This is a genomic window from Leptospirales bacterium, assembly GCA_019694655.1.
Lineage (GTDB): Bacteria > Spirochaetota > Leptospiria > Leptospirales > Leptonemataceae > SSF53.
Window position 1 is genome coordinate 234981 of record JAIBBN010000004.1, and the last position, 16906, is coordinate 251886.

Below are 16906 nucleotides of genomic sequence, written 5' to 3' on the forward strand. Positions count from 1 at the left end.
GGGCGGAATCCGATGGCTGCAAAGGCCTGGTCCAGTCTTTTTGCGGAAATGAAGCTTGCCGTGGCGGGCGGCTCCCCAGCAAATCCCGGACATGCCCGCGGAACTTGAATTGGCCAACCCACTGCTGCAGCGCGACACTCTGCCGCCCTTTCAGGAAATCGAAGCCCGCCATATTGTGCCAGCGATTCGCAGCTTGCTGGCGGCGCTTGAGCAGCGTCTGCTGGAACTGGAAAAGGCGCCGCCAGCAGACGCCGCGTTGCTCGACGCCCTCGCCGATATCGACTATGAAATCCAGCGCAGCTGGGGGCCTGCCGGGCACTTGCTGGGAGTTATGAACGCCAGCGAATTGCGCGAGGCCTACGAAGCTGTGGAGCAGGAAGTTACCGCCTTCTACTTACGTATTGGGCAAAGTCGTCCGCTTTTTGATGCTCTGGAAAGGCTGGAGGCTTTCGGCGATTCTCTGGACGGGATACGCCGCCGCGCGTTGCATTTGCGGTTGCGCGACGCCCGCCATGCCGGCGTTGGTCTGGATGGCGCGGCGCGACAGGAATTCAACGACAACGCCCGTGAACTGACCCGTCTGGCGACCGAGTTTTCCAATGCGGTGCTCGACGCAACGCGCGCCTACCGGCTGGAGCTTGTGGAGGCGCAGGATGTGGACGGTTTGCCCCCGGCGGCGCTGGCCATGGCTGCCGCCAGCTGGAATCGGTCGCATCCCGGTGAAGCGCCGGCGGGCCCGGAGCAGGGACCGTGGCAATTCACCCTGGACTTTCCTTCCTATATGCCGTTCATGCAGCACGCGACATCGCGTTCGCTTCGTGAAGCCATGTATCGAGCAAGTATTACGCGGTCAAGCGCTGGCGAGTTTGACAACACCGCCAGAATCTTACGCATCTTGAAGCTTCGTCGCAGGCAGGCGCAACTGCTTGGCTTCCAGAGCTGGGCGGAGTTGAGCGTCGATTCCAAGATGGCGCAAAACGTAGAGGAGGTGCGTCAGTTCCTGGAACAACTGCTGGGCGCTTCGCGCGCAGCTGGCAGTCGCGAATATGCGGAGCTCAACAACTTTGCTGCGGAATCCGGTCTGGAGGGCCCACTGCGCCAGTGGGATGTTGCTTACTATTCCGAAAGATTGCGCGAATCACAATTCCAATTCAGCGACGAAGAGCTGCGTCCCTATTTTCCAATGCCGCGCGTTTTGCAGGGGCTCTTTGCGCTGGCCGAAGGTCTCTTTGGCGTGCGAATCGAAGCCGCCGATGGCGAGGCGCCGATCTGGCATCCCGATGTCCGTTATTTTCGAATTCGCGATGGCGGCGGCGAGGCGCTGGCCTCGTTCTATCTGGATCCCTACTCGCGTCCGGAGAACAAGCGCGGCGGCGCGTGGATGGATGTCTGTATACCGCGTCGACGCCGGAAGCAAGACCTGGAATTGCCTGTCGCCTATCTGGTATGCAACGGTACGCCGCCGATAGGCGAGCGACCTTCGCTGATGACCTTTCGGGAGGTGGAGACGCTCTTTCACGAATTTGGCCACGGTCTGCAGCATATGCTCACAGAAGTAGATTTCCCCGATGTTTCCGGAATCAGCGGCGTTGAATGGGACGCTGTGGAACTCCCCAGCCAGTTCATGGAAAATTGGTGCTACCATCTGCAAACCTTGCAGGGGATTTCGGCGCACATTGACAGCGGAGCGACTATCCCGGAGGACCTATTTGTACGCATCAAAGGCGCGCGCACCTTCCGTGCAGCTTCGGATATGCTGCGGCAACTGCGCTTTGCGCTGCTCGATCTCCAGTTGCATCACGACTGGCGTGGCGGCAGCGCCGACGAGCTGTTTGCTCTACAGCGGGAGATGGAGGCGCGGACTTCCGATCTGCCGCCGCTGGACGAAGACCGCTTTCTCTGTTCTTTTTCACATATTTTTGCCGGCGGCTACAGCGCCGGATATTACAGCTATAAATGGGCCGAAGCCCTCTCGGCCGATGCCTTCGAGGCCTTTGAAGAAGCGGGATTGGGAAATGCAGCGAGGGTTGCGGAAGTTGGACGCCGCTTTCGTCATACGGTGCTTGCTATGGGCGGCAGCCGACCGGCAATGGAGGTCTTCGAGCTATTTCGCGGGCGCAAACCTGGCATTGAGGCGCTCCTGCGACAGAGCGGCGTGGCCGCCTGAGGTAGCCCAACATGCTCGAGCTGCAAGGGATTGAGCAGGGATCGCTGATTCATGCCAATGCCGAGTTCGAGCTGTACAATGGTCGCTACCTGTCCTCAGCCCGTAGCGCCTGTCTGATCAAGGCGCCGACGCCGGGCGCGCTGGACCCTGGCGCTCTGCTCAGACTGAATCGCGAAATTCGGATCGTGCGCGCCTTGAAGGGCGGTGCGCCGGCGCTGCTTGAAGTTCGTTCACACCAGCGCGGATCGATCCAAATTCTGGAGCATCCCGAAGGCGAGCTGCTGGCTCATATTTTGGAACGCAATCCCTTGCGGCCCGAGCAATCGCTGCGCGCCGCAATCGCGATCGCTGCGGCGCTGGAAGCGATCCACGCGGCGCAGGTCGTTCACCGAAGCCTCGCCCCGGAGCGCATCTTCGTTGATGTCAACGCCGCTCGAGCTTCGGTGATCGATTTTTCCAGGGCCGCCAGGCTCTCCCGGCTGAATCGGCAACGGGAACGCTCCACTGATCCGCCGCAAAATCTGATCTGTATGGCGCCGGAACAAAGCGGCCGCACCAATCGTGACAGCGATCATCGCACCGATCTATACGCCCTGGGTGTGATCCTCTTCTGGATGCTTGCCGGTCGTCCGCCCTTTCAAGCCGCTTCGCCTGGCGAATGGGTTTATCTTCACCTGGCTGCAGCCCCGCCCTTGTTCAAGACGCTGCGACCGGAACTTCCGCCTATGCTCGATGAAATCCTCGCCCGCCTGCTGGCCAAGGACCCGGAACAACGCTATCGCAGCGTTTCCGGACTGATACGCGACCTGCGTACTGCAGAAGACGTCTTGCAGGGAAACGCGTCGGGCGATGGCGGCATTGCCGGACAGGATGATCCGCCGGAAAGATTCGGCCTCAGCCAGCGTCTCTACGGCAGAGATCGCGAACTGGAATTGCTGGCGCAGGCTCTGGCCTCGGCGCGACAGGGACGACTGGCTGCGGTTGTTGTCGAAGGGGAGGCGGGAGCAGGGAAATCGGCGCTATTGCGTGAAGTTGAAACTGTCGCGTTGCGCCAGGCCATGTTCTTTAGCTACGGCCGTTTTGACGCGCTGGAGGCCGGCATTCCTTATCGCGCCTGGCTGCAGGCCGCGCGGCGATTGCTGGCTGATCTGCAGGTCGCCGGCGGTTCGGCGCCGGCCAGTGTGCGCGCCGGTTTGCAGAGCGCCCTGGGAAATAGCGCAGCGGCGCTGATCCAATTGTTGCCAGAGCTGGCTCTCTGGCTGGGGCCGCAAGCTGCTGCGGAAGAACTGCCGGCGGCCGAGGCGCGGAACCGATTGCATCATCTGTTTCTGACTTTCTTTCGTGAATTTGCCGCTGGCGATCGAAGCCTTGCTCTGGTGCTGGATGATTTGCAATGGGCGGATCTGGCCTCGATCGATTTGCTGCGCAGCCTCTTGCACCTGACTGATGTTCGGATTGCCGTCTTGCTATCTTCGCGTCCGGCCGACGAACTTTCGCGTCAGCGCCTGGGAGCGGCAATGGAGGAACTACGTCGCAGCGGTTCGACGCTGCAAGAGATACAACTTGGCCCGCTGCGCGCCGAAGATCTGGCTCAGATGATCGCCGAGAGTCTGGCGGCGCCGTGGGAAGAGGCGCTGAGTTTGGCGGCGGCGGTCCATGTGCGTACCGGCGGCAATGCCTTCTATTCGCTACGCCTGCTGTATGCCGGCGCCGGCGAAGGCTGGATTCGTTACGATGCCGGTCGTCGCCGCTGGAGCTGGAATCTGGAGGGGATGGGGGCGGTCGTTCCGGGCAGCATCACCGAATTTCTGGTCGGTCGCCTTGCTGTTTATTCGGAGCAAACGCGTCAGGCCCTGGGAGCGTTGGCCCACATTGGCGCTGCGCCGGAGGAGGAGCTGTTTCAGCATATCTGGGCTCAGCTGCGCGGCGGCGATGCATCGGATCCGCTTGAAGAAGCGCTGGCCGATGGTCTGATTTCCTTTCGCGATGAAGGCGAGCGACGCCTGATCGAATTTGCTCATGATCGCGTGCAGGAAGCGGCCGCCGCATTGCTGGGCGAGGATCAGGCAACTCAGCTTCGATTGCACGTCGGGCGTCGTCTGCTGCAAAAGCTGGATCAGGGAGAAGCGATCAGCATTTTCGCGATTGTTCGGCAATTGAATGGGGCAAGCGTTTCGGATCTGACGCAAGCTGAAAGAATGCGCCTGATCGAACTCAATCTTTCCGCGGCGGCGGAGGCCATGCGCAGCGCAGCATGGGATCAAGCGGCGCAAAACTCGCGCGCGGCAATTGCCCTGCAGGAGGATCAGCTCTGGTCGCAGCGTCCGGAACTGGCTGCGCGCGCCTGGTCTCTTGCTCTGGAAAGCGAGTATCTCAGCGGGGACTACGGTTCAGCCGAGCAACGCTTTGCTGTTCTCGTGCAACGCTGCAAAGACCTGGATCTGGTCGCCGCAATACATCAAAAGCTGGTCGTACTCTACACCAATCAGGGCAGACACGGCGAGGCAATTCGAATGGGCCTGCGCGGTCTGCGTCTGCTGGGCCTGCGTTTGCGCGAGCGGCCGGGGAAAGCAGCGGTACTCTGGGAACTTGGCCGTCTGGAAATTGCCCGTCGCGGTCTGAGCGCCGCCGATTTTCAGCAGCTGCCTTTGATGCATCGGCCGCGACTGCTCATCGCCATGGAGCTGATGATGGCCCTTGCGCCGCCGGCCTTCTTCACCGATCAGAATCTGTTTGCGGTACTGTCGCTCCGGATGGCGCGGTTTTCTCTGCGTCATGGCCTGTCCGGCGCCAGCGGCTATGCATTTATGATCTACGCGGCGCTGCTTACCGAGCCCCTCGGTCGACATGCAGAGGCCGATCGCATTGGTCGCGTCGCGATGGAAATCAACGAGGCCGCTGGCTCGGCCGCCTTGCGTGCAAGGATTCTGGTAATCTATGGCGGCTTCATCAACCACTGGCAGAATCCGATGCGCAGCAATCACAGCTATCTGCGGCGCGCCTTTCGCTCTGGCCTGGAAACGGGCGATCTGGTCTATGCCGGCTACGCTCTTGCCAATCGAATTTTCTGCGCCACGGCGCGAGGCGAACCGCTGCCGGAGCTGACCAGACTGGCGGAGACCTTCCTCCGCTTTACGGATCGCAGCGGCGATCGCGATGTAGAAGGCGACTTCCTGCTGGCGCTTCATTCCTGCCAGCAGCTCAGCGGGCAAAGCTCTTCGGCGCTTGCGGCGCGCGCCTACGATGCCGCCGAGCATCTGCGACAGATGCAAAGCGGCAACCCGGTGACCTTAATTTTTCGCCATTTTCTGGACCTGCGCGATGGCGTGCTGTTCGGGCAGTCGGAACGCGCGCTGCAGGCCATTGCCCTGGCAACGCCGATTTTTGAACCGGCGCGCCCGCTGGCCTTGGGGGTCTGCTTCGAAGTCTATGTGGTTTTGGCTCTGTCACAGCAATTGCGCAAAGGCAGCTTGTCGCGCCGGATGCGCTGGCGTCTGCGTCAGGCGGAAAAGCGAATTCGAAGACTACGACGCGATGACCCCGCGCCGCATTTTGAAACTCAGCAATACTTTGTGGAGGGGGAGGCGCGGTGGCGACGCGGCGATCTTAGCGGGGCAATTTCTGCCTTCAGCAAGGCGCAGCGCAGCGCCATTGGCGACGAAGATCTGCCGCTGGCGGCGATTGCCGCGCTGCGCAGTGCGGAATTGTTAGAGACCCTGGACGCCCGAGCTGCCGCGGACAGTGCGCGCGCCGGAGCCCGCCTGACACTGGAGCGCTGGGGTGCGCGCAAAGTAGCGGCGCTCTTGCATCCTGGTTCGCATCCGGTGCGCGCTGAAGTAGCGTTAGCCTCATCCTCTCCGCTTGTCGCCGCGGCGCTCAACGCGGCGCGCGCCATCTCCGGCGAGATTACGCTGGAGCGACTGGCGCCCCGGGCGCTGGAAGCGATCATGGTAGTTTCCGGCGCCCGTCGAGGCGCATTCTTGACGCCAAACGACACGGAGCTACGCGTACGCGCCTTTGGCGCCTTCGCCGCAGATTTGCAGGTGGAAGCGGCCGATTTGCCGGCGGCTCGCCTGGAGTTCTTGCCGCAAGCCGTGCTGCAACGGGTTCATGCCAGTCAGCAAGCCATAGCACAGTATGATGTGCGCGAACAGCTAGGCGCCGTCGATGGACCGGAGGGCGCCCGCTCGCTGTACTGCGCGCCAGTGCTGCAACGCGGGCGACTGATAGCGTTGCTTTATCTGGACAATGATCTGGCGCCCGGTATTTTTACTCCGGAGCGTATCGAGCTGATTGGGCTGCTTTCCGCACAAGCGGCGGCGGCTCTGGATAATGCCAGCCTCTATGCCCAACTGGAAGATCGAGTGGCAACGCGCACCCAGGAACTACAGCAAACCCTGCGTCAGTTGCGCGAACTGAAGCTGCAGCAGGACCTGGACTACTATCTGATCTCACAACTGGTTGAGCCGCTATCCAGCATTCGCTACGATTCAAAGCGCGTAGCGGCGCAGGCTTTCACCAGACAGATCAAGCAGTTTCAATTTAAACGATGGAACGAACAAATCGGCGGCGATATCAGCCTGGTGCGACGTTTACAGGTTGGCCAGCGGGACTGCGCTGTCTTCGTCAATGCTGACGCCATGGGCAAGTCGCTGCAGGGCGCCGGCGGAGTCTTGATTCTTGCAGCGGTATTTGAGGCGCTGACAGTTTCCGGTCGAAGCATCGAAAGTTCTCCGGAGGCATGGCTGCATCGCTGCTACCGCGAGTTCAGCTTGATCTTTTCGTCTTTTAGCGGATATATGATGGCCTCCTGCATTCTGGGCGTGATCGACGCCGGCACTGGCGACTGCTGGCTGTCGCTGTCCGATCATCCGCCTCCGGCTTTGCTGGAAGGGGGAGAGGTGCGGTTGTTGAGCGAGGCCACGCAGGCGCCGCGCCTGGGGATGCCCGTCGCGCCAGATTTGCGTCTGCCGATTCATCATTTGCGTCTCAGCGCCGGCGCCTCGCTCTTGGCCGCCACGGATGGTCGCGACGATCTCTTGCTTGGCGATAGCGAGGAAGCGCGCAAGCTGGTCAGTTCTCCCGAAGTCTTTCTGGCGGCGGCCCGCGAGGCAATGGGCGATCCAGCCGAAATTTACCAGCTATTGCAGCGCCGCGGTCAGCTGACCGATGATATTTCTATTCTTCGACTGAAGTATCTTGGTCCCGCTGCCGGCGATACTGTGCCTTGAGCGGCATGGGCGCGCCAGATCAATGAAGCAGCTGTTTGGTCAGTCGATGATTCAAGGCGTAACAGACGGGGCTTGCCAGCAGCCATGATGCAACTCTTACAGCGATTTACATACTGGTTTCCGCTCTGGACCATTCTGGCTGCGATCATTGGCCTGATCCATCCGCCAGCATTGTCTTGGGTCAAGGGCCCGATGATCTCCATTGGTCTGGCCGTAATCATGCTTGGCATGGGCTTGACCTTGAGTCTGGCGGATTTCCGACGCGCATTGTCGCGGCCAGCGCTCATCCTGCTGGGAGCATTGCTGCAGTTCACAATCATGCCGGCCGCTGGCTACATTCTTAGCCGCTGTCTCCCGCTTGAGCCGGCAATGGTGGTTGGTCTGGCGCTGGTGGCGGCAGCGCCGGGCGGAACTGCGTCGAATGTGGTAACGTTTCTGGCGCGCGGCAATCTGAGCCTATCCGTTTGCATGACAGCCCTGTCGACGCTGCTTGCCGTGTTGCTGACGCCATTCTGGACCTACGTTCTGGCCGGCGACTATATGCCGGTCGATCGATTGCAACTGATGCTGGATACGATCAAAGTAATTGTCGCCCCCGTCGTGCTGGGGCTTTTGCTGCGGCGCTATTTCCCACGCTTCACGCGTCTGCTCTTGCCCGTCGCGCCGCCGCTGGCGGTGATCGCGATTGCGATGATCGTCGGCGCGGTACTGGCCGCGCGCCGCGATGTAATCCTCGACGCCGGCTGGATGGTAGTGCTGTCCGTCTTCCTGTTGCACAGCACAGGCTTTGGTATTGGTTATCTGGCCAGCCGTCTATTGGCCAACGAAACGGAGGCGCGCACTATTTCCATTGAAGTTGGCATGCAAAACAGCGGTCTGGCCGTGGACCTGGCGCGTAACAATTTCCCCGGCGTGGCAGCAGATTTACCGGGCGCGATTTCGGCTATGACACATTGTTTGATCGGCAGCCTGCTGGCCGCCTTCTGGAATTGGCGCAGTCGTCGGCTTCAGCCTTCAATGGCGACAGCAGCCCTCAAGCCGGATTGAGTTTTGCCAGGCGTTTGCGAATCGGCCGGTAGTCCTTGCTCAACGGAAATTCGATGCGCGCCACGGTACGCTGTCCGTCGGAAAAGACGCGAAAATACTCTGGATCGAATCCAAGATCGCGAATCAGAAGAACGATCATAGCCAGCCCCAGCCCGCGCCCCTCCGTCTCGTCGCCATAGTGCATACTGAACTCGACGATGTTCTTGATATTCATCGACCCTGCCAACTGCCGACGGATGCGGCGCTCCTCCTCTGCGAGTATCAGCGCATTGTTGCGCACGTAGATCAACGCCCGTTCGTGGCTTACATCCACTTCAACATTCACGTGCAGATCGAGCTCATTGAGCGCCTGCTGGTATTCGAGATCGTCCGTGTTGCCGTAGTCGCCCATAAAGGACGCTATGCCCGCGGCGTAGCTTTCGCTGTTATCCATGTCGAAGTTGTGTCGGGCAAAATAGACGCGCTTGAGGTTCGCCTTTACAGCATTGCCTACAAGCTCCATCAGCACAAAGTGCATGGCGTGGGCCAGACCTTCGATCTTTAGATTGCCCTCGAGCTCTTCAGAGATATCCGTCAGCTGCTGGCGGACAAAATCATCAAGGGAGCGCAGAGTGAGCAGCTTGCGAGTTGGATCTACCATGCGCTTGCCTTCGGTCAAGCCTGCGGCGCTTGCTGAAACTCTGTCAATTACAAAGACGCGGAGCGACGGTCGACTCATCGGCCATACAGCTTGATTTTGCTTGTCGCCGAGCGAAGGCGCGCCATTGCGGAGCGATGGCGGCAGCGTCGGAAGCGTCCATCCTCTGGAACCCATCGCCAGAGCGGGCCAGCGCCTCCCGATTGGCTGCCTTCTGGAACGAGGCCCGAAGGCTAAGCGCCAGGCCGCTTGAGAACTATGAGCAACTGCATCGCTGGTCGACCGAAGAGCCAGGGCCATTCTGGGCGCTGGTTGCGGCAAATTGCGGCCTGCGCCTTCGAGTTCCCTGGACCGAGGTAGTAGACGATGCAGGGCGGATGCCAGGCGCGCGCTGGTTTTCCGGCGCGCGTCTCAATTTCGCCGAAAATTTGCTGAGCCGCTCCGACGACGCCATTGCATTGATTTCCGTAATCGAGGACCAGGCGGCCAGGCAGATGAGCTTTGCCGAGCTGTCGCGCGCCGCGCGCGGTTTTGCCGCCTGGCTTGGCCAGCAGGGCGTCCGTTCCGGCGACGTGGTCGCGGCCTTGATGCCCAACAGCAGCGAGACGGTCATTGCCATGCTTGGAGCGACGATGATCGGCGCCGTGTTCACCTCTTGCTCGCCGGACTTTGGCGTTCAGGGCGTACTCGATCGCTTTGGCCAGGCCTCGCCGCGCGTCCTGGTTTGCAGCGATGGCTATTTTTTTAAGGGTCAGAAGATCGATATCCGACAGCGCTGTGCCGAGATCATTGCTGCGCTGCCTTCGTTGCAGGCGGTAGCCCTGGTTTCTGTATGTGGTCTCGACTCTGGCGGATCGCCCTCAGTTCGCAGCGTCGACTTCGAGCAGTGCTGCGCAAACTCGCCGCTCGCCGCCGAAGATACTCCAGACTTTCCCTTTGATCATCCAGTCTATATCATGTATTCTTCGGGCACCACCGGTCTGCCCAAGTGCATGGTACAGGGCGCGGGCGTGCTGCTCAACCACCTGAAGGAGCATCAGTTGCATTGCGATCTGCGCGCCGGTCAGCGGATTTTCTATTACACAACCTGCGGCTGGATGATGTGGAACTGGCTGGTCAGCGCGCTGGCAAGCGGCGCCACGCTCTTGCTATTTGACGGGAATCCCTTTTACCCAGACCCCGCTATTCTCTGGCGCCTGGCCGAACAGCATCGCCTGAGCATTTTCGGAACCAGCGCGCGCTATCTGGCGGCGCTGGAACAGAGTGGAACCAATGTTGCCGGCGAATTTCGGCTGCATGACCTGCAGTGTGTGCTTTCCACCGGCTCTCCCTTGCCGCCAGAGAGATTTGATTTTGTCTACCATTCCATCAAGCAGGATGTACAGCTTTCCTCAATATCTGGCGGAACCGATCTAAATGGCTGCTTTGCTCTGGGCAATCCTATGCTGCCGGTGCGTCGCGGAGAGTTGCAATGTCTGGGCCTTGGCATGAGCGTCGAGATCTGGGACCAGAATGGCCAGAGCGTGATCGAACAGCAAGGGGAGCTGGTCTGTACGCGCGCCTTCCCCTCGATGCCGCTCCATTTCATCAATGATCCGGATGGCGAGCTCTATCGCCGCGCTTACTTCGACGTATATCCCGGGGTTTGGCGCCATGGCGACTTTGCAGAAATCACAGCGCATGGCGGCCTGCGCGTATCGGGTCGCAGCGACGCCACATTGAATCCGGGCGGCGTGCGCATCGGTACTGCCGATATCTATCGCGTAGCGGAGTCTCTGGCGGAGGTCGAGGACAGCGTTTGCATCGGGCAGGATTGGCAAAACGATGTGCGTGTCGTACTGTTTGTAAAGTTGCGCAATGGTCTGGAGTTGAATGCACAACTTGAGGATCGGATTCGTCGCCAGATTCGAGCCGAGCTCAGCCCGCGTCATGTCCCGACAATCATACTGCAAACGCCGGAGATTCCCTATACCCGCAATCTGAAGAAGGTTGAGATCGCCGTACGTCGGGCGGTGATGGGTTTGCCCATCCCGAATCTGGAGGCCCTTGCCAATCCTCAGGCGCTCTTGCACTTTCAAAATCGTCCCGAATTGCAAGCTTGAGCGCCGTAATTTTGGCCGCCGCGGCCGGCCTGTTGCGTTGTTACGCTCCGGGGCCGGACCTTGTATCGGTCAGCAAGCTCGGCGAAGGTTCGTCCGGTACCTGGACAAATTACGCTCGCCGAAGATTGATGGCATCGATATTTGTTTTACGGAAATGATCTGAGCAGAGGTTTGATTGAATGGTGCGAAGAATATTCCTGATGTCGCTGACGGTGGTTTTGATCGTATCCACGATCACCTTTTTGGCCGCAGCTCTCGGCCTGGGCCGCTACCTGCCAGGAAACTACGTCGGCCTTTTCGTAATGGCGACGATCGTTGGCTTTGGCGGCGCTTTCTTTTCGCTGGCCGCCTCGCGCTGGATGGCAAAGACGATGATGGGCGTTCAGGTGATTGCGCCCAGCAGCAGCGAGCCGCGATTACGGCAGCTTGTGGAGCGAGTGCACCGCCTGGCGCGCGCCGCCGGACTGGAGACAATGCCCGAAGTCGGCGTCTGGCATGGCGCCGAGATGAACGCCTTTGCTACCGGCCCCTCCCGCAATCGATCGCTGGTAGCCGTCTCCAGCGCTCTGCTGCAGCACATGGATGATTCAGAATTGGATGGCGTACTGGCCCACGAAATCGCGCACATTTCTAATGGCGACATGGTGACCATGACTCTGCTGCAGGGCGTCATCAATACCTTTGTATTCTTCCTGGCGCACATTCTGGCCACCGCTGCCACCGCCTTCTTGAGCGGTCGCGGTCAGGACGACGATCGGCGATCGTTTGGCGGCGGCTTTGCTTACTACGGAATCCTGATGTTGATGGAACTTGTCCTCGGTCTGCTCGGGATGCTGGTGGTCTCGGCCTTTTCGCGCTTCCGTGAATTTCGGGCCGATGCCGGCGGCGCCTCGCTGGCCGGCCGGCAGAAGATGATTGCAGCGCTCCGGGCGCTGCAGCAGAACATGCGGCTGCCCTCGCAGAAGCCAGCGGAAAGCTTTGCGTCGATGCAGATTTTCGGACGCAATGAAGGTTTCCGCGCTCTGTTTGCGACCCATCCGCCGCTGGAAAAGCGTATTGCCGCCCTGCAGGCCGCCAGTATTCCGTGATCGAATGCTGGAACGTCCCAGACGCAATCGACGCAGCGCAGCGCTGCGAAACCTGACGCGCGAATCAAGCGTTTCTGCGGCCAATTTGATTCAGCCGCTGTTCGTGGTCGATGGTCGCAATCAGCGGCAGGCGATCGAGTCCATGCCGGGCATGGAACGGTTGAGCATTGATCAGCTGCTGGTTGATGTCGAAAAGCTTTTGCAGCTTGGCGTGTCGGCGGCGGCGCTTTTTCCGCGCATCGAAGAGGAGCGCAAGGACGCTCGCGGCAGCGAATCGCTGCGCGTAGATGGACTTTATCCGAGAGCCATTCGCGCCCTGAAAGAGGCATACCCGCAATTGTGCCTGTTCAGTGATGTGGCCCTCGATCCTTACAGTTCCGATGGCCACGATGGATTGCTGTCTGCGGATGGCCGCATCTTGAATGATGAGACGCTGCCGCTGCTGGCGGAGATGGCCTTAGTCCAGGCGCAGGCTGGCGCCGACTTTGTCAGCCCCTCCGATATGATGGACGGACGCGTCGCCTTCATTCGCAAGGCGCTCGACAATCAGGGCTACACTGAAACGGGCATTCTGGCCTATACGGCTAAGTATGCTTCCGCCTTCTATGGCCCTTTTCGCAATGCTCTGGAAAGCGCGCCCCGCTCCGGCGACAAAAAGACCTACCAGATGGATCCCGCCAATCGTCGCGAGGCGTTGCGCGAGGCGCGTCTTGATGCCAGCGAAGGCGCCGACATTCTCATGGTAAAACCTGGCCTGCCTTATCTCGATGTGATTCGGGCCCTTGCCGAGAGCAGCGACCTGCCGATCGCCGCCTACAACGTGAGCGGCGAATACGCCATGCTGCGCGCCGCCGGCGAACGCGGCTGGCTCAACTATCGCGCAGCGGCGATGGAAACCCTGCAGTGTTTGCGCCGCGCCGGCGCTGATATGATTCTTACCTATCATGCCGCAGAAGCCGCGGCCTGGTTGCGGGAAGAACCGTACTGAGATCCGGCTGGCGCCGGCGATTCAAATCATTCTGCACGCCGCCAGCGCAGCAACGGACCTTCGCCTTCGATGCTGCGATAATAACAGCTGCCTCGCGTTTGTCCATCGCTGTCGCGCGTGTGGCAGACGCCCGCCGCCGGTCGCACCAGAAAAAGCAACGAGTTCTGCTCACAGTTAACCAGCGCCTGTACCAGCTGCATGCGATCGCCGGAGCTTTCTCCCTTGATCCAGAGTTGCTGGCGCGATGTGCTGTAAAATACACAGCGTGATTCGCTGAGCGAACGCTGTAAGGCCTCTCGGTTGACGTAGGCCAGAATCAGTACTTCGCCGCTATCAGCGTGCTGGACAACAACCGGCAGGACAGCCTCGCCGGCGGCCACGCTCTTCAGCTTGTCAAAATCCAGCTGTAGCTTGAGGCCCTCTTCCAGTTCCCGACGTTCCACATCGGCAGCCTGCACTCCGCCAGCCGGCGGTCAATGTTTCTCTGCGAGGCCAGTCGGCGAAGATTTTTGTTTCGCCTGACGGGGCGCAGGGCGCTGCTGTTCCTGTGAAGTCGGAACTGTTCTTGCCGAAGATCGATTCGTTTCAAGGGCAGTGTGTTGCGCCTGGTTCGAAGTCCATTGCCAATCGCGCGCTGCTGCTGTCGGCCTTGAGTTCCGGTCGAACTCTGCTGCACAATCTTCCCGATGCCGAGGATATTGACGTCCTGCGCCGCGCCCTGCCGCAACTGGGTGTGCGTCTGGAGCGCGACCTGGCTGCTGCCGACAGTTGCACAGTCTATGGCGTCGGCGGCGCCTTTCCGGCCGCTGGCGCAGAGCTGCAGCTGGAAAACGCCGGCACTGCATTGCGGCCGCTTACTGCCATCCTGTGCGCCAGTCACGGGCATTTTCGCATTGATGGCAACGAACAGATGCGTCGCCGACCGGTGCGCGATTTGATTGATGCCCTGCAGAAATTGGGGATCGCCATTCAGAGCAGTCCAGATGGCTGTCCGCCGGTGACGCTGGAAGCCCGGGGCATCCCGGGCGGCAGAGTGCAATTGTCCGGGGCCGTTTCCAGTCAGTTTTTATCGGCGCTGCTGATGGCCGCGCCGCTGGCCCAATCGCCGCTGGAAATCGAACTGCCGGAGGAGCCGGTCAGCAAACCTTATATCGATCTGAGTCTGGCGATGATGGCTGACTTTGGCGTGCTGGTTGAGCGCGAGGGATATCGCCGCTTCCGCATCCAGGCGCCGCAAGTCTATCAGGCGCGCGGCGAATATTTCGTGGAAGGCGACGCCAGCGCCGCTACTTACTTTCTGGCGGCGGGCGCGCTGCCTGGCTCGGGCCCGGTGCGTGTGCGCGGCCTCGGTAAAGAATCGCGGCAGGGCGACATCGGTTTCTTGCAGTTGCTGCAGCAAATGGGCGCGACCATTGAGAGCGGCGATGACTATCTGCAATGCAGCGGACCGCCGGCCGGCGCTGCGCTGCGGGCCCTTGATGTGGACATGAACGCCATGCCGGACGCGGCAATGACTCTGGCCGTACTGGCGCTTTTCTGTACTGGCCAGACGCGCATCCGCAATATCGCCAACCTGCGCGTCAAAGAGTCGGAGCGCATCCGCGGCCTTGCCGCGGAGCTTGGCAAGCTTGGCGGCATCGTAGAAGAATTTCCTGACGCGCTCTATATTCTGCCGCCGAAGCAATGGCGTTCGGCGCATATCGAAACCTACAGGGATCATCGCATGGCCATGGCCTTTGCACTGGCGGCGGCCGGCGTCGATCTTTACATTCGGGATCCAGGTTGCGTCGCCAAGACCTACCGCCGCTTCTTTGATGATTTTCTGCCGCTGGCGCGGAGGAGCGCCAATGCGATCGCATAGCGATTTCTTGCGCGATATTGAAGAAAGCGAAAACGGCCGCTTTCTGGTGGAGGAGCGCAACGGACGCGCGCTGCTGTCGGTCTTTGCCCCCGGCGCACGCGGCAAGGCCGTGCGCAGTCAGGATGTTTTTGCGCGCCTGGATCTGTTCAAGATTGAATACGCCGACCGTCCGGCGATTGAAGAGATCGTAGCGCAGGCCGACGGCGCGACTCATGATGTCGGCGCCTGGCGGCCGCCGCAGTCTGTCGATGCCAGCGTTGTTGTGGAAGTAGACAAGGACGCCATGCGCGCCTGGCTGGAATTAGCCCCGCCGCGCTTTGGCGGTCGCCTGCCGGCCGCTGATGAACTGCGGGCGCTCTTGGCCGAGAGCGGCGTCGTCGCCGGTATTGATGAGTCGCTGCTGCAACGTGTGGCCAGCGGCGCGGTTTTCCAGCAATCGGCAGATACTTCCGCCAGACGCTTGCCGCCCGTCGGACCGGCGGCGCCGCTGGGCGAGATCTTTCAAAGTCCGGAACGCTTGCGACTGGAAGCGGCGCGCGGAAGCCATCCAGCGCCAGGCCGACCGGCGAAAGTGAATTATCGTTTCAATCCCCATCCGCGCGCGGCGCCGGAATCGAGCGAGGGTCGCGTCGACTTTCGCCAACTGAATGTAATTCAGACCTGCCACAGCGGCGAGTTGCTTGCTGAACTGCTGCCGGGAGAAGAGGGATCTGCCGGCTTCAACGTACGCGGAGAGTCGCTGCCGCCGCCGGCCAGTGCTACGCCGGAAATCATTGCGGGCGCCAATGTAACATTTGATAGCGCCCTGCGCACGGTGACAGCAGGCATCGATGGACATGTGCGCGTGGAACAGCCCGAGGGACTCTGCCCGCGCATCTCCGTCGAGCCGATTCTCGAATTGAACGATGTCGACTACAGTGTGGGTAACATTGATTACCCCGGTACGGTACGCATTCAGGGAACTGTCCTCGACGGCTTTTCCGTAACAGCCAGCGGCGATATTGCCATCGAGAAAACAATTGGCAATGTGCGATTGCAGGCTGGAGGCGATATCAGTTTGGCCGGCGGCGCCTTCTGTCGCAACGCCGGAATGATACATTCCGGCGCAAACGTTTACGCTCGCTTTGTCCAGGACGGCAATATCTCAGCCAATGGCAGCGTTTATATCGAGGAAGCCGCGATCAATTCGCGAATCAGCGCCGGTAAGGATATCATCGTCCTTGGCGGCCGCGGCGAAATCATCGGCGGCGTACTTCTTGCGGGCGCACGCGTCCGCGCCAGCAAGCTCGGCGCGCGCTCGGAAGCCCTGACCCAGATTACCGTTGGCGTTACGCCGGAAGAAATGGCGCGCATCCAGACCCTGCTTGCTGAATTGTCCGAGGCCGAAAATACGCTGCGACGCGCTGAGGGTCACCTCGCCCAGCTGAACGAATCGCTGCGACGCGGCCGTCCCGCCGCGAAGGAAGAAGAGGCAACTCGCGACAAACTGGAACGCATTGTAGCGAAGTATCAATCCGCAGTGCGCAACCTTGAAGACCAGCGCAAGAAACTCTACGCCGCGACGACTCCGGCGCCGGAAGCTGAGGTCAGCGCCGAGCAGGCCATCTTTCCCGGCGTGGAAGTCGACTTTGGCGCCGGCATCCGTCGTTATCGTCTGGAGGGCGGCGGGATCAGCGGCGGCGGCCGCTTCCTGTTGATGGACGGCCGAATCATACTGCGGCGACGTGATTTTGGCTCATGATATCGAGACGCAGTCTCAAAAAAATTGTTGCCAGGATTTGAGCC

10 protein-coding genes are annotated in these 16906 nt (G+C 60.6%); 8 read left to right on the forward strand and 2 right to left on the reverse strand.

Annotated features, from left to right (window positions below; translation table 11 throughout):
* Positions 1–91: 91 nt before the first annotated feature.
* The 3 genes from K1X75_08830 (at position 92) to K1X75_08840 (ending at position 8445) form a co-directional block, all read left to right on the forward strand.
* Positions 92–2167, forward strand: coding sequence for a M3 family metallopeptidase (locus K1X75_08830; protein MBX7058158.1), 2076 nt, complete (start codon positions 92–94; stop codon positions 2165–2167).
* Positions 2168–2178: 11 nt separating this feature from the next.
* The gene (locus K1X75_08835) at positions 2179–7398 is read left to right on the forward strand and encodes an AAA family ATPase (protein ID MBX7058159.1); all 5220 of its coding nucleotides are present in this window, start codon (positions 2179–2181) and stop codon (positions 7396–7398) included.
* An 87-nt stretch (positions 7399–7485) separates the two neighbouring features.
* Positions 7486–8445, forward strand: coding sequence for a bile acid:sodium symporter family protein (locus tag K1X75_08840; protein MBX7058160.1), 960 nt, complete (start codon positions 7486–7488; stop codon positions 8443–8445).
* Here K1X75_08840 and K1X75_08845 read toward each other — a convergent pair.
* Positions 8432–9103: a hypothetical protein gene (locus K1X75_08845; GenBank protein ID MBX7058161.1), complete on the reverse strand. Its 672-nt coding sequence runs from the start codon at positions 9101–9103 to the stop codon at positions 8432–8434. The two genes, K1X75_08840 and K1X75_08845, sit on opposite strands and share 14 nt — an antisense overlap.
* A 116-nt stretch (positions 9104–9219) precedes the next feature.
* Here K1X75_08845 and K1X75_08850 point away from each other — a divergent pair, with 116 nt between their 5' ends.
* The 3 genes from K1X75_08850 (at position 9220) to hemB (ending at position 13260) form a co-directional block, all read left to right on the forward strand.
* Positions 9220–11184: an acetoacetate--CoA ligase gene (locus K1X75_08850; protein MBX7058162.1), complete on the forward strand. Its 1965-nt coding sequence runs from the start codon at positions 9220–9222 to the stop codon at positions 11182–11184.
* Between the two features lie 179 nt (positions 11185–11363).
* Complete coding sequence (gene htpX, locus K1X75_08855; protein MBX7058163.1) at positions 11364–12272, forward strand: protease HtpX; 909 nt, start codon at positions 11364–11366, stop codon at positions 12270–12272.
* 4 nt (positions 12273–12276) lie between these two features.
* A complete protein-coding gene (hemB, locus tag K1X75_08860; GenBank protein ID MBX7058164.1) occupies positions 12277–13260 on the forward strand; it encodes a porphobilinogen synthase in 984 nt (327 codons plus the stop codon).
* 26 nt (positions 13261–13286) lie between these two features.
* Here the strand turns inward: hemB and K1X75_08865 are convergent, their stop codons facing one another.
* Entirely contained in the window at positions 13287–13703 is a 417-nt protein-coding gene (locus K1X75_08865; GenBank protein MBX7058165.1) for a phosphoribosyl-AMP cyclohydrolase, read from the reverse strand.
* 104 nt (positions 13704–13807) lie between these two features.
* On the opposite strand from K1X75_08865, the gene aroA reads away from it, so the two are divergent.
* Together aroA and K1X75_08875 are read left to right on the forward strand one after the other, a co-directional pair.
* The gene (gene aroA, locus K1X75_08870) at positions 13808–15121 is read left to right on the forward strand and encodes a 3-phosphoshikimate 1-carboxyvinyltransferase (GenBank protein MBX7058166.1); all 1314 of its coding nucleotides are present in this window, start codon (positions 13808–13810) and stop codon (positions 15119–15121) included.
* Entirely contained in the window at positions 15108–16862 is a 1755-nt protein-coding gene (locus K1X75_08875; protein ID MBX7058167.1) for a FapA family protein, read from the forward strand. The genes aroA and K1X75_08875 overlap by 14 nt, the downstream gene beginning before the upstream one ends.
* The last annotated feature ends 44 nt before the right edge of the window (positions 16863–16906 follow it).

Excerpts from the sequence above, each read along its gene's own strand:
- K1X75_08850 (MBX7058162.1), top strand. The coding sequence starts at position 9,220 with ATGGCGGCAGCGTCGGAAGCGTCCATCCTCTGGAACCCATCGCCAGAG.
- hemB (MBX7058164.1), top strand. The coding sequence starts at position 12,277 with ATGCTGGAACGTCCCAGACGCAATCGACGCAGCGCAGCGCTGCGAAAC.
- K1X75_08830 (MBX7058158.1), top strand. The coding sequence starts at position 92 with ATGCCCGCGGAACTTGAATTGGCCAACCCACTGCTGCAGCGCGACACT.
- K1X75_08835 (MBX7058159.1), top strand. The coding sequence starts at position 2,179 with ATGCTCGAGCTGCAAGGGATTGAGCAGGGATCGCTGATTCATGCCAAT.
- K1X75_08875 (MBX7058167.1), top strand. The coding sequence starts at position 15,108 with ATGCGATCGCATAGCGATTTCTTGCGCGATATTGAAGAAAGCGAAAAC.
- K1X75_08840 (MBX7058160.1), top strand. The coding sequence starts at position 7,486 with ATGCAACTCTTACAGCGATTTACATACTGGTTTCCGCTCTGGACCATT.
- htpX (MBX7058163.1), top strand. The coding sequence starts at position 11,364 with ATGGTGCGAAGAATATTCCTGATGTCGCTGACGGTGGTTTTGATCGTA.